Annotated in this window: 14 protein-coding genes and 1 pseudogene; 8 read left to right on the plus strand and 7 right to left on the minus strand. The window is 53.7% G+C overall.

Annotated features, from left to right (window positions below):
* A pseudogene (locus tag ABK821_RS09630) lies at positions 1–114 on the plus strand (IS5 family transposase); the annotation flags it as partial.
* Positions 115–314: 200 nt separating this feature from the next.
* On the opposite strand, the gene ABK821_RS09635 reads toward ABK821_RS09630, so the two are convergent.
* On the minus strand, positions 315–2,381 hold the full coding sequence (locus tag ABK821_RS09635; RefSeq protein ID WP_241675627.1) for a TonB-dependent siderophore receptor: 2,067 nt from the start codon (positions 2,379–2,381) through the stop codon (positions 315–317).
* Between the two features lie 493 nt (positions 2,382–2,874).
* Here ABK821_RS09635 and ABK821_RS09640 point away from each other — a divergent pair, with 493 nt between their 5' ends.
* On the plus strand, positions 2,875–3,093 hold the full coding sequence (locus ABK821_RS09640; RefSeq protein ID WP_138361061.1) for a zinc ribbon domain-containing protein: 219 nt from the start codon (positions 2,875–2,877) through the stop codon (positions 3,091–3,093).
* A gap of 6 nt (positions 3,094–3,099) precedes the next feature.
* On the opposite strand, the gene xseA is transcribed toward ABK821_RS09640, so the two are convergent.
* Positions 3,100–4,470 (minus strand): exodeoxyribonuclease VII large subunit, encoded by a 1,371-nt coding sequence (gene xseA / locus ABK821_RS09645; protein WP_343178893.1) that lies wholly within the window; start codon positions 4,468–4,470, stop codon positions 3,100–3,102.
* Between the two features lie 158 nt (positions 4,471–4,628).
* On the opposite strand from xseA, the gene guaB reads away from it, so the two are divergent.
* From guaB to ABK821_RS09675, 6 genes are all read left to right on the plus strand, one after another.
* Positions 4,629–6,095, plus strand: a complete 1,467-nt coding sequence (guaB, locus tag ABK821_RS09650) for an IMP dehydrogenase (protein WP_138361063.1) — start codon at positions 4,629–4,631, stop codon at positions 6,093–6,095.
* A 68-nt stretch (positions 6,096–6,163) separates the two neighbouring features.
* Complete coding sequence (guaA, locus tag ABK821_RS09655; protein ID WP_138361064.1) at positions 6,164–7,741, plus strand: glutamine-hydrolyzing GMP synthase; 1,578 nt, start codon at positions 6,164–6,166, stop codon at positions 7,739–7,741.
* A 308-nt stretch (positions 7,742–8,049) separates the two neighbouring features.
* Positions 8,050–9,258, plus strand: a complete 1,209-nt coding sequence (locus ABK821_RS09660; protein WP_045326133.1) for a site-specific integrase — start codon at positions 8,050–8,052, stop codon at positions 9,256–9,258.
* A gap of 285 nt (positions 9,259–9,543) precedes the next feature.
* Entirely contained in the window at positions 9,544–9,774 is a 231-nt protein-coding gene (locus tag ABK821_RS09665) for an AlpA family transcriptional regulator (protein ID WP_000410046.1), read from the plus strand.
* A gap of 80 nt (positions 9,775–9,854) precedes the next feature.
* Positions 9,855–10,913: a replication initiator protein A gene (locus ABK821_RS09670; protein WP_395033932.1), complete on the plus strand. Its 1,059-nt coding sequence runs from the start codon at positions 9,855–9,857 to the stop codon at positions 10,911–10,913.
* A gap of 456 nt (positions 10,914–11,369) precedes the next feature.
* The gene (locus ABK821_RS09675; protein ID WP_230964502.1) at positions 11,370–11,480 is read left to right on the plus strand and encodes a hypothetical protein; all 111 of its coding nucleotides are present in this window, start codon (positions 11,370–11,372) and stop codon (positions 11,478–11,480) included.
* 572 nt (positions 11,481–12,052) lie between these two features.
* Here the strand turns inward: ABK821_RS09675 and ABK821_RS09680 are convergent.
* The 5 genes from ABK821_RS09680 to ABK821_RS09700 all read right to left on the minus strand — a co-directional run bounded on the left by ABK821_RS09680 (position 12,053) and on the right by ABK821_RS09700 (position 15,709).
* The gene (locus tag ABK821_RS09680; protein ID WP_049108817.1) at positions 12,053–12,379 is read right to left on the minus strand and encodes a hypothetical protein; all 327 of its coding nucleotides are present in this window, start codon (positions 12,377–12,379) and stop codon (positions 12,053–12,055) included.
* A gap of 2 nt (positions 12,380–12,381) precedes the next feature.
* Complete coding sequence (gene trbL / locus ABK821_RS09685) at positions 12,382–14,025, minus strand: P-type conjugative transfer protein TrbL (RefSeq protein WP_045325996.1); 1,644 nt, start codon at positions 14,023–14,025, stop codon at positions 12,382–12,384.
* A 187-nt stretch (positions 14,026–14,212) separates the two neighbouring features.
* Positions 14,213–15,004 (minus strand): P-type conjugative transfer protein TrbJ, encoded by a 792-nt coding sequence (gene trbJ / locus ABK821_RS09690; RefSeq protein ID WP_045325993.1) that lies wholly within the window; start codon positions 15,002–15,004, stop codon positions 14,213–14,215.
* Positions 15,005–15,272: 268 nt separating this feature from the next.
* Positions 15,273–15,497 (minus strand): hypothetical protein, encoded by a 225-nt coding sequence (locus ABK821_RS09695; protein WP_045325992.1) that lies wholly within the window; start codon positions 15,495–15,497, stop codon positions 15,273–15,275.
* Between the two features lie 2 nt (positions 15,498–15,499).
* Positions 15,500–15,709, minus strand: coding sequence for a TraC family protein (locus ABK821_RS09700; RefSeq protein WP_000101767.1), 210 nt, complete (start codon positions 15,707–15,709; stop codon positions 15,500–15,502).
* Positions 15,710–15,891 lie beyond the last annotated feature (182 nt).

Consider the following 15,891-nt stretch of genomic DNA (forward strand, 5'->3'; position numbering starts at 1 on the left):
GCATTGAAAGAAAACAGGCGAATCGCCACACGTTCGGAAAAAACAGCCAGAAACTACCTGAGCATGCTAAAACTGGGGGCGATCAGGTTATTTTTAAGGCGATTGTTAAGTTAAGGGACACAGCCTAATCCTTTTTATCTTGCTATATAAATAATTTAATTGGCAGGATCGCCCATGTCTATTTTTTTAACACAGCGTTATTCACCAATAGTGAAACGATGCCAGTGCCGGAGTGGTAAAACTGAGGTTTTCTTGTTTGTGAGACCGGGGTGAGTAGTAAAGCCAGTTCAAATATAAACTGGCTTTTATGATGGTTAGAATTTCATACTAACGCCAGCGGTAACCGAACGCCCCGGTGCGGGTTGACGTCCCCACGGGCTGGTGTCTATTCCGCGGAACCAGTAATCACGATTAAAGAGATTATTGATACCAATATAACCGTTCAAAACGGTGTTGCCGGATTTGTAGAGATCGCGGCTAACCTGTGCGTTCCATACCCAATAGGATGGCAGTTGTCCTGCTGAGCCGGTGCTATTTTCATCAAGCGTGTTTGCTGCATCGGAATAAGATTTACTGAAGTAGTAACCCGCGAGAGTAAAGGTTGTACCACGCCAGTCATAATTACCGTCGAGTGTTACCTGATTGCGCGAGGCGTATGGCACTTCTTTTCCTCGGTTGACGCCATTACGTTGTTCTGCCTGCAGATATGCGTACCCTGCATGCAATTTTAGCCCGCTAACCACGTCTGGACTCCAGAACCCTTCCAGCTCAATCCCCTGATGTCGGGTACGGCCTATATTGAGATAGCTGTCTGATGTGCTGTCGTAAGAGATTTGATCTTTATAGTCGATCCGGTAAATATCCGCATGCAGGCTGATATTTTTTGTCGGCGTATAGCGCACGCCGCTTTCATAGTTCCAGGCCAGCTCCGAGTTGACATCTCCGCCTTTTACAATTTGCGTGACCTGTACGGGGCGAAGGCTCTTTTGCATATCAGCATACAGGAACCATTGCGGCGTCATTTGATAACCTACGGTCAGCCCGGGTAACCACTGGTCGTCAGGGGAAGAGGTATGCAGACCCGTATTGTTGTCAGTGTACTTTTCGCTGACATGTTCGAAACGCATACCCGGAGTAATAGTTAATGAATCATCGAAGAGTTTTATGGCGTCGCTGATGTAACCGGCCCAGGCCTTATCATTAAAACTCCAGTCGCGGGTTACCGCGGTTGTACCTGTGGCGAGGGTTTTCTGGCGTACCTGATAATCAATTTTTTCACTGACAAAACGACCACCAATGATCCACTGTTGATTGACGTTATCGCCCGTAATATCCATGCTCAGACGTGGCTCCGTACCCCATACCTTAAAGTGTCGCGGAGAGTTTTGTACGATGTCTGCAGGTAGCGAAGGGTTCCATGTCTGCCCGGAGACTTTACTCATTCCGACATGAAAATCGCGATCGGAGTTATGCCCGAAAAATAGCCAGTTAAATTCGGCAGAGTCGATGATTCCCAGGGATCCTAATAGCTGGTTATAGACAGCGCTGTAGCGTTTGGTATGGCCATCATAATCGTCCCACGGACGAGTGCTCTGCCTGCGATCATGCTGATAGTCCTCAGCCGATAGCGCGCCGGCGAGATCTGCATGTGCATCGTAGTATTGGTATGAGAGGTTTAGGGTTGTGTCTTCATTGATGTTCCAGAGACCTCTTATGCGGAAATTTTGCACTTTACTGTCGCTGTGTTCGCGGAAAGAGTTACCTTTTACCTGATTGGCTTCAACCTGCAAGCCAAAATCATCGTTCAACATTCCGCCAGTTCTCAGGTAGGTGTCCCACAGGTTGCGGCCCTTACCATAAAAGGTGGCTCGCTCTGAGATCTCATTCTCCCATTTCAACGGGATGGGTTTACTGATCAGATTTATTACGCCGCCGACATTGTTGGGACCGTACTGTACAGCCGCACCGCCGCGAACCACATCGATACGGTCAATGGTGGCAAATGTCACCGGGAAAAGCGACATTCCCTCTTGTCCGTATGGTGCCAGCGCCAGGGGGATCCCATCTTCAAGGATTTGCGCTCGGCCGCTACGACTGTCGTACAAACCGCGGATCGCGATTTGTGGCAGAATTCCGGTCCCCGTTTCATCCTGAATTTTTACTCCGGGAACGCGCTGTAGGGCATCATCCAGTGTGCGATTCGCCCCTTTTTCTAATTGTTCATTGCTGATAACGGTCCGGCTTCCGGCCCATGTTTTTACCGCTTCAGCGCGAGAGTCACCGAGGATGTTGCCATTAACTACGATTGTTTGTTCAGCAGCGGCGCTGGCGTTTCCTGCCATCAGGAGTGTTATTAATGTTGCTATCTTCGAGTACTGCATTTTTATCCCTGAATAATGGTTGTTATTAATAATGATTTTAATAAACATTATCATTATTAATTGTGGGTCGGTATCTACCCGAAAATGAAATGATGTTGTCAAGGGTTGGTTTGGTGTCCTGGTTAAAGGGCGGATACGGTGTGTAATACGACAGGTTTCAGTGAGAAAAGCAGGAAAGACGCGCCACAGAGAGTGCGATTACTGTTGAACTTAAATAGAGACTTAACCTAAATCAAAATTTTTGATAAAGATGTTTAAAGTTTATGAATAAAACTATTTTATGGGGCAATTATTAGGTTGTTCCGGTCCACTGGACGAAACCGTCGGAAGTGTATCTCTCATCAGCAGGTTGCTGTGCGGTAACGGATACCAGGTGAAAACAAAAAATGCGCTATTTTCACCATATCAAACCGAAAAGGCAGTTATGTACGCAGGCTTTATCAAACCTGAAACATGATAAAATCGCGCAAGACCAACTTCATCAGGAGTCACTATGGAATTTGATTGCCCCGTATGCCGCGCCCGGCTTGAGGTACAGGCCAATAGCATTCATTGTGAGCATTGTGCGAAAGATTTTGCAGTGGAAGCTCGCTGCCCGGAGTGCCATAAGCCGCTGGACGTTTTAAAAGCCTGCGGCGCGGTGGATTACTTTTGTCAGAACGGACACGGGCTGATTTCGAAAAAACGCGTTGAGTGGGAAGCGGTAGAGTAACTGGCCTTACTTCTTTTTTACCCGGGTTTTCTTCACCGGCGTAACCGTTTTTACCTCGCTCTCTACCCAACCATCGTTCAGGCGAGTGGTGAGGAGATCGCCTTCGCGTACCTGTTTGGTCTGCTTCAGCACGGTACCGTTGCTGGCGGAAGTCACGCTATAGCCGCGGGCGAGGGTGGCCAGTGGACTGACGACTTCCAGGTGCGTGACCATATTACCGAAGCGTTCGCGCTGTTCAGCAAGTCGTGCACGGATGTTTTCCGCCAGTCGGTATTCGAGTTGCTGAATACGGCTCTGGGCACGGTGAATACGCGGCTGCGGGTTTTGCTGATTCAGGCGCTGTATGGCGCGCTGCTGGCGCTGGTCGTCGCGCTTCATTTGCGCCTCAAGGGCGAAACGCATGCGCTGACGCAATCTTTCCAGTTCCGTTTGCTGGCGAGCCAGCCGCAACTGGGGATGCTGCTGTTGCAGGCGGTGAAAAAGCTGGGTAAAGCGACGATGGCGGTTGGCAAGGAAGTAGTCCATCGCCATTTCCAGACGCTGCTGCCCGGATTGTATCTGGCGCAGCAGCTCCTGCTGGTTACGGCTGACAATCTCCGCCGCGGCGGAAGGCGTTGGCGCCCGTAGATCAGCGACGAAATCAGCGATAGTGACGTCGGTTTCATGGCCTACCGCGCTGACGATTGGAATTTGACTGGCAAAAATCGCCCGCGCGACCCGCTCGTCGTTAAAACTCCATAAATCTTCCAGTGAACCGCCGCCGCGCCCGACGATAAGCACATCGCACTCCTGACGTGCGTTGGCCAGCTCAATGGCGCGAACGATCTGCCCTGGGGCGTCATCGCCCTGAACGGCGGTCGGGTAAATAATAACCGGTAGCGAGGGATCGCGACGCTTGAGCACCTGCAAAATATCGTGCAGTGCGGCGCCGGTTTTTGACGTAATAATGCCGGTGCAGTGTGCCGGTGAGGGGAGGGGCTGTTTATGCTGCTGATCGAACAACCCTTCTGCAGACAACATCACCTTGAGCTGCTCATACTTCTGCTGAAGCAGACCTTCACCTGCTGGCTGCATACTTTCAACGATGATTTGATAATCGCCGCGTGGTTCGTAAAGGGTAACATTCGCGCGCACCAGCACCTGCTGCCCGTGCTGTGGGCGAAAAGTGACGCGGCGGTTGCTGTTGCGGAACATCGCGCAGCGCACCTGAGCGTTATCGTCCTTTAAGGTGAAGTACCAGTGGCCTGATGATGGCTGGCTGAAATTTGAAATCTCGCCGCTAATCCATACCTGCCCCATTTCACGTTCCAGCAGCAGACGAACCGCCTGATTCAGGCGACTTACCGTGTAAATTGAGGGTGACTGGGATGGAAACATGTGAGCAAGATCAAATTTTAAATCAGCAGGTTATTCAGTCGATAGTAACCTGCTCAGAGGGGATCGCAAGTATTATTTTCAAAAAAGGGTAGATGCAATCGGTTACGCTCTGTATAATGCCACGGCAATATTTATCCACCCTGGTCGAGATATTGCCCATGCTACGTATCGCTAAAGAAGCTCTGACGTTTGACGACGTCCTCCTCGTTCCCGCTCATTCAACCGTTCTGCCAAATACCGCCGATCTCAGCACTCAGTTGACGAAAACCATTCGTCTGAATATTCCTATGCTCTCCGCAGCAATGGATACCGTGACCGAGGCGCGTCTGGCAATTGCTCTGGCACAGGAAGGCGGCATCGGCTTTATTCATAAAAATATGTCCATCGAGCGCCAGGCTGAAGAAGTCAGGCGTGTGAAGAAGCATGAGTCCGGCGTGGTAACCGATCCGCAGACCGTCCTGCCGACCACCACGCTGCGGGAAGTGAAAGAACTGACCGAACGTAACGGTTTTGCGGGTTATCCGGTGGTGACTGAAGACAACGAACTGGTCGGTATTATCACCGGTCGTGATGTGCGTTTCGTGACCGATCTGAATCAACCGGTTAGCGTTTATATGACGCCGAAAGAGCGTCTGGTCACCGTTCGCGAAGGTGAAAGCCGCGAAGTGGTGTTTGCCAAAATGCATGAAAAACGCGTTGAGAAAGCGCTGGTCGTGGATGACAGCTTCCATCTTCGCGGCATGATCACGGTTAAAGATTTCCAGAAAGCGGAACGTAAGCCGAACGCCTGTAAAGATGAGCAGGGCCGCTTACGTGTTGGCGCCGCAGTTGGCGCAGGCGCGGGTAACGAAGAGCGCGTAGATGCGCTGGTTGCTGCGGGCGTTGATATTCTGCTGATCGACTCCTCTCACGGTCATTCCGAAGGCGTATTGCAGCGTATTCGTGAAACTCGCGCTAAATATCCTGATCTGCAGATTATCGGCGGCAACGTTGCCACCGGCGCGGGCGCGCGGGCGCTGGCTGAAGCGGGCGTGAGCGCGGTGAAAGTAGGGATCGGTCCTGGCTCCATCTGTACCACGCGTATCGTCACCGGCGTGGGCGTTCCGCAGATCACGGCAGTATCCGATGCGGTTGAAGCGCTGGAAGGTACCGGTATTCCGGTGGTTGCTGATGGTGGTATCCGTTTCTCCGGCGATATCGCCAAAGCGATTGCCGCAGGCGCGGCGGCGGTAATGGTTGGCTCTATGCTGGCCGGTACCGAAGAATCCCCGGGCGAAATTGAACTTTATCAGGGGCGTTCTTATAAATCTTACCGTGGTATGGGTTCCCTTGGCGCGATGTCCAAAGGCTCCTCCGACCGTTACTTCCAGAGCGACAATGCTGCCGACAAACTGGTGCCGGAAGGTATCGAAGGCCGCGTCGCCTATAAAGGCCGTCTGAAAGAGATCATTCACCAGCAGATGGGTGGCCTGCGCTCCTGTATGGGGCTGACCGGTTGTGGTACTATCGATACACTACGGACCAAAGCGGAATTCGTGCGCATCAGCGGCGCGGGTATCCAGGAGAGCCACGTTCACGACGTGACCATCACCAAGGAATCCCCGAACTACCGGATGGGCTCCTGATTTTCATCGCCCGGCCATGTGCCGGGCGATTTATTTAACCTGTATCACTTGCCTCGGAATTATCGTCAATGACGGATAACATTCATAAACATCGTATTCTTATCCTGGACTTCGGTTCTCAGTATACCCAACTGGTTGCGCGTCGCGTGCGTGAATTAGGTGTCTATTGTGAACTGTGGGCATGGGACGTGACTGAAGCTCAAATTCGTGAGTTCAATCCTAACGGCATCATTCTTTCCGGTGGCCCGGAAAGCACTACCGAAGATAACAGCCCGCGCGCGCCGGAGTATGTCTTCGAAGCAGGCGTGCCGGTATTTGGCGTATGCTACGGTATGCAGACCATGGCGATGCAGCTTGGCGGTCATGTTGAAGCGTCCAATGAGCGTGAATTCGGCTATGCGCAGGTTGAAGTTCAGACCGATAGCGCGCTGATCCATGGTATTGAAGATGCGCTGAGCGCGGATGGCAAGGCTATGCTGGATGTCTGGATGAGCCACGGCGATAAAGTTACCGCCATTCCGTCTGACTTCGTCACCGTCGCCAGCACCGAAACCTGCCCGTTTGCCATTATGGCTAATGAAGAGAAGCGTTTCTATGGCGTGCAGTTCCATCCTGAAGTGACCCATACTCGTCAGGGACTGCGTATGCTGGAGCGCTTTGTGCTTGAGATCTGCCAGTGTGAAGCGCTGTGGACGCCAGCGAAAATTATTGACGATGCCATCGAGCGTATTCGTCAGCAGGTCGGCGACGATAAAGTGATCCTTGGCCTGTCAGGCGGCGTGGATTCCTCTGTTACCGCGATGCTGCTGCACCGCGCTATCGGCAAAAATCTGACCTGTGTATTTGTGGATAACGGTCTGCTGCGCCTGAACGAAGCACAACAGGTGATGGATATGTTTGGCGACCGTTTCGGTCTGAACATCGTTCATGTGGAAGGCGAATCCCGCTTCCTGGCCGCGCTGGCTGGGGAAAACGATCCTGAAGCGAAGCGTAAAATCATTGGTCGCGTGTTCGTTGAGGTATTCGACGAAGAGGCGCTGAAGCTGGAAGATGTTAAATGGCTGGCGCAAGGCACTATCTACCCTGATGTCATTGAGTCTGCGGCCTCCACGACCGGTAAAGCGCACGTCATCAAATCTCACCACAACGTGGGCGGATTACCGAAAGAGATGAAGATGGGCCTCGTTGAACCGCTGCGTGAGTTGTTCAAAGATGAAGTGCGTAAGATTGGTCTCGAACTGGGTCTGCCGTACGACATGCTGTACCGTCATCCGTTCCCGGGGCCGGGTCTTGGCGTTCGCGTGCTGGGCGAAGTGAAGAAAGAGTACTGCGACCTGCTGCGTCGCGCGGATGCTATTTTTATTGAAGAGCTGCACAAAGCCGATCTGTATAACAAAGTGAGCCAGGCGTTCACTGTGTTCCTGCCGGTTCGCTCCGTCGGCGTGATGGGCGATGGTCGTAAGTACGACTGGGTGGTGTCCCTGCGCGCGGTGGAAACCATCGACTTTATGACCGCCCACTGGGCGCATCTGCCGTACGATTTCCTCGGCCGCGTGTCTAACCGCATCATCAATGAAGTCGACGGTATTTCCCGCGTGGTGTATGACATCAGCGGTAAACCGCCGGCAACAATAGAGTGGGAGTGATCCTGCGTCCGGCATCGACCGGCATCAAAGAGCACTAAAACACCTATAAGCCCGCGTAACTGCGGGCTTTTTTCATTATTGGCTTGGCACAGTCTGGCAAATTTTCGCATCGCCAAGCACCCGGTTTCTATGGCATGGTAGATGGTACGATTTGAACCTGATGCCATGTTCAGCAATCGATACCATGTTGCTCCTGATGGAGTAATCATGGTATTGAATTCATATAACGCATTGTTCTGTAATGGTTTTTTATGGAGTGTGCGGGGCTTTTTGAGCATGGTATTTTTGAGAGGAAACCCAACCCGACCATGCTGACTGATACCAAGCTGCGCAACCTCAAGCCAAAGGACAAGCTCTACAAAGTGAATGACCGTGACGGCCTCTACGTGGCCGTCACCCCTGCGGGTTCGATTTCGTTCCGCTACAACTACTCGATCCACGGCAGGCAAGAGACCATCACCTTCGGCCGCTACGGTGTCGGAGGGATCACGCTAGCGGAAGCCCGCGAACGGCTGGGCGAAGCCAAGAAGATGATCGCCTCAGGGAAATCTCCAGCCAAGGAGAAGGCCCGAGACAAAGCCCGCGTCAAGGATGCTGAGACATTCGGCGCGTGGGCCGAGAAGTGGTTGCGCGGCTATCAAATGGCAGATTCCACCCGCGACATGCGCCGTGGAACATACGAGCGAGAGCTAAAGCCGAAATTCAGCAACAGGAAACTGATAGAAATTACCCACGAGGACTTGCGGGCGCTTACTGATGCCATCGTAGAACAAGGCAGGCCATCAACGGCCGTGCTTTGCCGCGAAATTATGATGCAGGTCTTCCGCTGGGCTATCGAACGCGGACAGAAGGTTGAGAATCCGGCCGATCTGGTGCGCCCGTCAACTATCGCCAAGTTTGAGCCACGAGATCGAGCACTGACGCCAGATGAAATTGGCTTGATGTACCAGTACATGGAGCGCATTGGCACCACACCTTCGATCCGCGCGGCTGCCAAGCTGCTGTTGCTAACGATGGTTCGCAAAAGCGAACTGACCAACGCAACGTGGAACGAAATCAATTTCACCGACGCGCTCTGGACAATCCCCAAGGAGCGGATGAAGCGCCGCAATCCCCATTTGGTGTTCCTGTCGAGGCAGGCGCTGGATATTTTCATAGCACTGAAGACCTTCGCCGGCGGTTCGGAGTACGTTCTGCCATCACGTTATGACTCAGACTTGCCGATGAGCAGCGCAACGCTCAATCAGGTGCTTACCCTCACCTATCGGCTGGCCCAGAAGGAAGGGCACTCGCTCGGCAAGTTTGGGCCGCACGATTTGCGACGTACGGCCAGCACGCTGTTGCATGAGGCGGGCTATAACACCGACTGGATCGAGAAGTGCCTTGCGCACGAACAGAAGGGCGTTCGTGCCATCTACAACAAGGCCGAGTACCGCGATCAGCGCCGGGCGATGCTCCAAGATTGGGCCGACATGATCGACGAGTGGACAATCAGGAAGACCCGCCCCAAGAACTGATTCGGAGCCTTGAGACCTGTATTTTGTCGCGAAATGCCCACTTCGGTGGGCTTTTTTTTGTCCGCAAAACGTATGAATTCCCGGACGCGATAAATTGGCTTTAAGTGCCTATTGCAAACCTAATTAAAACAGCGGTTTGCGTTATCAAGATTGTCCGTCAAACGTTGGTTTTTTGGACGATAAGAGATTGATTTAATTGAAAAAATATGAATTTGGATGCTGGAATTTTCCGGGATTGTGTAGCAATAATTAAACCTCGGATGATGACAAAACGAGGTATTCGGTGTGGAAAAAGAATTAAGGAGAGCAAGTAAAGTTCTCATTAGCAAAAAGCAACTGCTGGAGATGATTCCGCTGTGCGAGCGCACGATCTACAACTTTGAAAAGCAGGGGAAATTTCCTCAGCGCATTGCGCTCAGTAGCCGCAAGGTCGTGTGGGATTTGGCGGAGGTCGAGGCATGGATTGATGCGTGCAAACATTCCAGCCCGGCCCCTCGTCCCGGAATGGGGGCCTGAATTGTGGCGGCCAACTTGCAGGCGACATTTACGAGTAGACCGCTTGTACTGGGCTTAATACAGCTCCGGTTGGGCCGTGCATGAGTAGCCGAAACAGCGGTCTTAATCCCATAGGCGCGGTAATAGGCGACTCTGGCGGGCTACTGGAACGCCTTGAAAATATCAGGAAGCGGAACAGTGACCGAACTCCGGCTGCTGAACGCGGTAGACCGTCTAACGTCTCGACCGTGCATGAACAGATGGAAAGGGCAAAAGAGCGGGACAAAGCGTTGTCACTTGTCCGCAAGCCTCCACAAGGCGACGCTCAGCCAGATTTTTTTGCGCCCAGCCTCTATGACGTGGGCGGCCGCGACAATCGCAGCGTCATGGATGTGGCCGTGTTCCGTTTATCCAAGAAGGACAAGCGAGCCGGAGAACTGATCCGCTACGACCTGCCGGATGGATACGTGGAAGTGTCCGCAGGAGCGCACGGAATGGCCTCCGTTTGGGACTACGACATTGTGCTGATGATGGTGTCTCACTTGACCGATGCTATGAACCGCTATCGAGAAGGAAAGGGTGGCAAGCCGGGGAGAGTGTTTCGGCTGCATGTTAGCGACATCCTCAGATTTGCCCGACGTGGTAACGGTAGTAGTCAGGTTAAGGGAGTGGAAGCTGCGCTAGATCGGTTGCGGGGCACTACCATCAAGACAGTGCGCGAAAGCGGCAAGTTCCGGACAACCGAAGCCGAGGGGCTGATCGCGCGCTATCGTGTTCTGTCACGCACGGACACCAAGAAGATAAGTTCTGTCGAGATTGAAGCCCCGGAGTGGATTTATCGAGAAGTCACCGAGGGCAAGCGGCCGGAGGTACTTACAGTACACCGGGACTACTTTCTGATCGAGCCGGGCATAGGACGCTTTATCTACCGACTGGCTCGCCGTGCCGCAGGCAGGGATAGCGCTAAATGGGCTTTCAAGACCCTTTACGAACGCAGTGGAAGCGGTGGCTCGTTCAAAAAATTCTGTTTCTTACTTCGCGGGATCATCAAAGCCGATGACCTGCCTGAATATGCCTTGTGCGAAGAAGCGGGGAAGGATGGCCCTCTACTGGTCATGAGGCACCGCAATTCCTCGTCGGAACCGCTGGGCGGTTCCTAATAGACGGTGAGTGAGATCGCAAAAGAGCCCCGTTGCGGGCTTTTTTCATTTTGATTGACGGACAGTTGACGGACAAAGTGGGAACAACCCGTCACGCTGTGGATAGAGTGTCTATTAGGAACCTGAAACCGTCTATTAGGAACCGTTTCGCCGTCTATTAGGAACCGGTATCCGTCTATTAGGAACCGGCGTCGCGCGTAATTCATTGAATTAAAAGATTAAACCTCCTTATTTTTACGCTAAATCTTTTAAAACTATATATAAAACTGTTTAAAACCCTTTTGCCTGTGCATAAGTCGATGGCCCCCATCCGTTAGTTCGGAACTCCTATTCGTGCGAAATCGCGCCACGATCCAAAAGCGTGGCCCCCTGCGGGGTTCCCACCACTTCGCGGCAGCTCCCCTCCCTCATGAAAGGCGTTCGCTCCGCCCCAAGGCGCTGGCCGAGCTTGCTGCCGTGGGTTGGAGGCTGGACGAGTACGCTAAGGGCAAATGGGAAACGGGCGACCCAAGGCATCCGACCGTAACGCTGCTCCCCCTGTTTAATGGCACCTCACCCCCTGTTTAACAGTACCCAACCCCCTGTTTAACAGTACCCAACCCCCTGTTTAACGGCACCCGGCCAGTTTCTGAAAACCCAGCAACGGCGGGCCTTTGCGGGCTGTTCGCAAATTCCATCCAAGATTCTCTAAGAATCTCCAACATCCGCGCTAAGCGCCGCGCCTTGATGGCGCAGCTCATCGCTTGCTGCTCTTGGTCGGCCTACGGCCGTTGGGCATCAAAAAAGGTAGGGCGGGCCTGCCGTCGTCGATGCGGTTAGTTCCGTGGATTACCCACCGGTCGTAGCACCTGGTCGAGCCGTTGAAACCGGCAAAAAGACATCAGGCACCAAAAAGGGAAGGGCAGGGCCAAAACCGGCATAAGGCCTCTAACGGCCTGCGAAAGCGTCCAAAATTCCTCCCGTATGGGCCGTGGCGGCGTTTTTTCAGTGTCGAAATGGGTTGTGGCTGTCATGTGTGAAAACTTCTCATAGGGCGATACAGGCCGTTTTTTCGGTGTGTAATAGACGGAGAAGCAACGGTAGGAAAACAAAACCCCGCACTCAGGCGGGGTTGTGGGTGATGGAGCTGGCTGTGCGCGTCAGCGATTGATGCCCCTGACTCGCTGCCGTTCTTCCTCTTCCATCTGAAGGATGGCCATTCTCACACGCTCTACCAGTACTACCTGATTCTTGCTGCCGAACAGTGGCATGCGATTAAGCATACCCATGCCGCCGTAAAAATGCGCAGCGGCAGGCAGAGCCAATCGGTTCACACGATGCTGTAGTGCCGTGTATTGCTTATCCAGAGCATCGAGCTGCGGACCGAAGCCTTTGCGTCGCAGCCATTGGCCAAGCGCCCACATACCAATACCGAGACCAAAAAAGCCGCCGAGCATCATCAGGCCAAAAAATATATCGTTCATCATGATTACGCCTCCGATTGAGAGTTAACATTAGAAGCCATGCCGGGCACATTGAGCGCGCCGACGTCTCCGGTGCTAGTGGTGTCCGATGTCGGACGAATAATGTTGGATTCCGCTTGTGCAGTCGGCTCAGCGCCGTCGTCAGGCGTTGGACTGTCACCGCCGGGGACTGGAGGGGGAGATCCGGTGCCCCCGAGCGAAAGCCCGTGGGAGCTTTCCATGCCGGGTACGCTGATAGCGCCCAGCACGCCAAGCGCCCGTGTGGCCACCTCGGCGCCCTGCGCAACAGCCTTGCCGTTGCCGCCAGTCCCTTCTTTTGGTGTCATCTGCCGTTGCTGCGCGACGGCTTGCTGATCCATATCGTCGTCACCACCCTTCGCAGCTTTTCCGACCTGTTTGGCGGCTTGCTTCAAGCCGCTGCCTGATTCTTGGCTAGCAGGCGAAGCGGCCGCCGACACTGGATTCGCCGATCCTGACGCGGCACCACCCCCGACGCGAGAACCTGCGGCCTTTGCGGTCGCACCGCTGCTCCCTCCTGTGGTTGCGCCAATTCCAGCACTGCCGACGCCCGTCGCACCACCGATGCCTCCTGCGGTACTGCCGCCTGCCATGCTGGCGTTCAATGCGGAGGCCAGTCCACCACCCGCGGCACTGGCAGCGCCTCCGCCAGTTCCCGCGGCTCCTAGTGCTCCAGCAGCCGGGGCTGCTGCCCCTGCTGTTGCAACAGTAGCGATTGCGGCCGCCGCACCGGCTGCACCGGCTGCGGCCATGCCCCCAATTGCAGAGCCGCCACCCATCGACGTGCCGCTAATCATGCCACCGATCAGTTCAGGGATGGTTTTGGTCAGGTAGGCGCACACCAAAGACAGGCCGACCAAGGTCATCAACGACGCTTCGTCGTTGGTGTAGGCTGCCGACCATTCTGCGGAAACCTGCATGATCAGCCCCACAATCAGAGTCAGGACAAACAGCTTGGCACCTACTGCAACGGCATAGCGAATGGGAGCCAGTGCATATTCGCGTGTCCATTGAGAGCCACCGAAACCCATGAACAGGACGGCGGCATTGATAATGACGTAGGCCTCTACGAGCGTCACGAACACCAGAGCCGCTATGAACGTAAAGCACATTAGAACGATCAATGCAGACACGGCCACTACAACCGATGTGATTGGGCTAAACATCGACACACCGGCCGTCAGCACCTGCCGTGAAAAGTCCACAGCAGTTGAGAACATATCCCCCGGCATCAGCTCCGCACTACCCAACCCTGCCGCGTGCGCCCCGGCCTGCCGGAAGCTGTTGACGATGGCCCCGCCCCACTCGGTCGCGTGCTCGAGCATCGCATAGAAGAACCCTATCACGAGGATGAATTTCACCAGCTCATGGAGGATGTCTCCCAGTTCAGCTCCGCGTATGACCAAAGGAGCAAAAGTCCAAACTAACTGGATGACGGCAAGGCATCCCAAGAGCCACAAGGCGTAGTCATGCAGGCGCGGTGCCCATTGGTTTGAAGCGTTCTGAATCAGCCGCAGAAGGCTGTTCATAGACGTGTTGCTCTGCGCCAAATCGACCCCGGCAGCCATCGCACTAGTTGCAGATAGCAAGAGCGCCGCGCCGACAAGTGCGAAAACGGTTGAACGTCGCATAGTCAGAACCCCTCAGACGGGCCGCGAGTGTTTGGGCGGCTGCGGAATTGGTCATCCTGATGGCCATTGCCGACCGCTGCGCATTCCGGCGCGGCGGTGTTCGTGACGACTACGGCCGTCATTGCCGACCCACCAAGGGCCGAGACGAGGCAGAGGGCGGCAATCAGCGCCTTAGAAATCATCATGGTTAGAACCCCTCAGACGGGCCGCGTGTATTTTCACGGCTGCGGAATTGCTGTTCGGAGGCATCGCTAACGGACTGTCGTTCGTTTTGCTGCGCCATGTAGTTGCCTTGCAGGGTGATTTGTGTGGCCACCAGATCGCGCAGCTTCTGGAGCTGCTGCACATTCTGCGCCGCAATCTCGTTCCCTGCTTGAATGGCCTGCTGCCGACCAACGGCCGACTGCGAACGGTTTACCAACTGATCCAGCATTGCGTTTTCATCGCCGAAAGTGCTGGTATTTACGCCTGCGGCCTGCAAGGCCGTGCGGGCGTTATCGAAGCCGGATTTCGACCAATCCCGATAGCGCTGCGGAATGTTGTTCTGTCCTTGGCCAATCGAGTTCAGATAGCTGTCATAGCCCTTGAACTGTTGGCGGAACTGTTCATCTAGATTGCTAATGTTACGGCCGAGCGATTGCGCCGAGCTATAGACGCTCACTACACGCTGAAGGTCGCCAGTGATGGTGTTGAACATGCGGCTGGGCAGTGACATGCCCTGCTTAATCATGTTGTCGTACTGCTGGATCTGCGTCTGCAACTGCTGCGCGGTGTTTAGTTGCGTGTTGACCGCTTCGGCGTACTCGTACATCTGCTGATAGAACGTCGAGCAGTTCGAGCAGTAGATGGCATAGGCCGGAGCCGGTGCCATGTAGAGACTTACACCAAGGCCTGCGCTTGCCATTGCCAGAGCGAGCGCCGCGCCTCGACCGAATTTTCGGGCGGCATAAGTCGACGTTTTTTGCGATTCCATTTCCATACCGAATACCTCATTTTGTCATCGTCCGAGGTTTGATTATTGACCGATATGGAGCGGTTTTAAATATGCGGATAATCTTGTATCCGCATAAAATTCAATGATTTATGTCCGTAAACTGTCCGCCAATCTTCACAGATTGTTTCTCAACAGTATGATTTTGATCGCGTTTTTCTTGACGAGCGGACGGGGCTTGGCTGTCCGTTTTGATACGTTTTGCGGACAAAAAAAAGCCCACCGAAGTGAGCTTTTGATAAGGCGGTGCACGGCGTCAGTGGGCCGTGTAATAGGGATTCTGTACGCGATAGAGGTCACGCTCCGGTTCAGGGATGTGTAGCGTTTCAAGGTGCCAATCTTCGAGTAAAGAAGCCAGCTCGGCCGCTATGCGCTGGGCTTCCATAACGCTCTTGCTAGGCCGCCCACTGGCTCGACCGAGGCAGGCTTGCAGTTCGTTGAGTTGATTGGCCAATGCGCTGATGCGGTGAGCTGTCTTCATGATCAATTCCCCTTGCTGATCCTTTCCACTATTTTGTCGAATTCTTCCCGGACTTGATCGTCCGTCAGCTCAAGATTAACCAATCCTGACTTTATTGCAATTCTTCCGATTCTTTCTGCTGCCTCATTGTCGAGTTTTGCCAATCTGGCTTTCGCCATTTCAAGCTCCGAAAGGGCATCAGAACGGCGCTCTGCGAGGGTTTTTCGTGCCATGATTACTCCGTTGTTTCTTGATGATCGAGTTTCGAAAAAAGCGCGTAAACGGAGGCTATGTTCTCACCCGAGTCGAGCAATTTACAAGACTTAGATTTGGCTGGTCTAGTTGATGGTCTCTCAAAGCCCCCTCATTTGGGTGTCAGTCCGTCCTTGATGCTCATGAACTCATTCGGAAACGC

This window comes from Klebsiella sp. KE9456 (assembly GCF_043832615.1).
Lineage (GTDB): Bacteria > Pseudomonadota > Gammaproteobacteria > Enterobacterales > Enterobacteriaceae > Klebsiella > Klebsiella indica.

Coding starts and splice junctions, on each gene's coding strand:
- ABK821_RS09635 (WP_241675627.1), bottom strand. CDS start 2,381: ATGCAGTACTCGAAGATAGCAACATTAATAACACTCCTGATGGCAGGA.
- ABK821_RS09640 (WP_138361061.1), top strand. CDS start 2,875: ATGGAATTTGATTGCCCCGTATGCCGCGCCCGGCTTGAGGTACAGGCC.
- xseA (WP_343178893.1), bottom strand. CDS start 4,470: ATGTTTCCATCCCAGTCACCCTCAATTTACACGGTAAGTCGCCTGAAT.
- guaB (WP_138361063.1), top strand. CDS start 4,629: ATGCTACGTATCGCTAAAGAAGCTCTGACGTTTGACGACGTCCTCCTC.
- guaA (WP_138361064.1), top strand. CDS start 6,164: ATGACGGATAACATTCATAAACATCGTATTCTTATCCTGGACTTCGGT.
- ABK821_RS09660 (WP_045326133.1), top strand. CDS start 8,050: ATGCTGACTGATACCAAGCTGCGCAACCTCAAGCCAAAGGACAAGCTC.
- ABK821_RS09670 (WP_395033932.1), top strand. CDS start 9,855: ATGAGTAGCCGAAACAGCGGTCTTAATCCCATAGGCGCGGTAATAGGC.
- ABK821_RS09680 (WP_049108817.1), bottom strand. CDS start 12,379: ATGATGAACGATATATTTTTTGGCCTGATGATGCTCGGCGGCTTTTTT.
- trbL (WP_045325996.1), bottom strand. CDS start 14,025: ATGCGACGTTCAACCGTTTTCGCACTTGTCGGCGCGGCGCTCTTGCTA.
- trbJ (WP_045325993.1), bottom strand. CDS start 15,004: ATGGAAATGGAATCGCAAAAAACGTCGACTTATGCCGCCCGAAAATTC.
- ABK821_RS09695 (WP_045325992.1), bottom strand. CDS start 15,497: ATGAAGACAGCTCACCGCATCAGCGCATTGGCCAATCAACTCAACGAA.
- ABK821_RS09700 (WP_000101767.1), bottom strand. CDS start 15,709: ATGGCACGAAAAACCCTCGCAGAGCGCCGTTCTGATGCCCTTTCGGAG.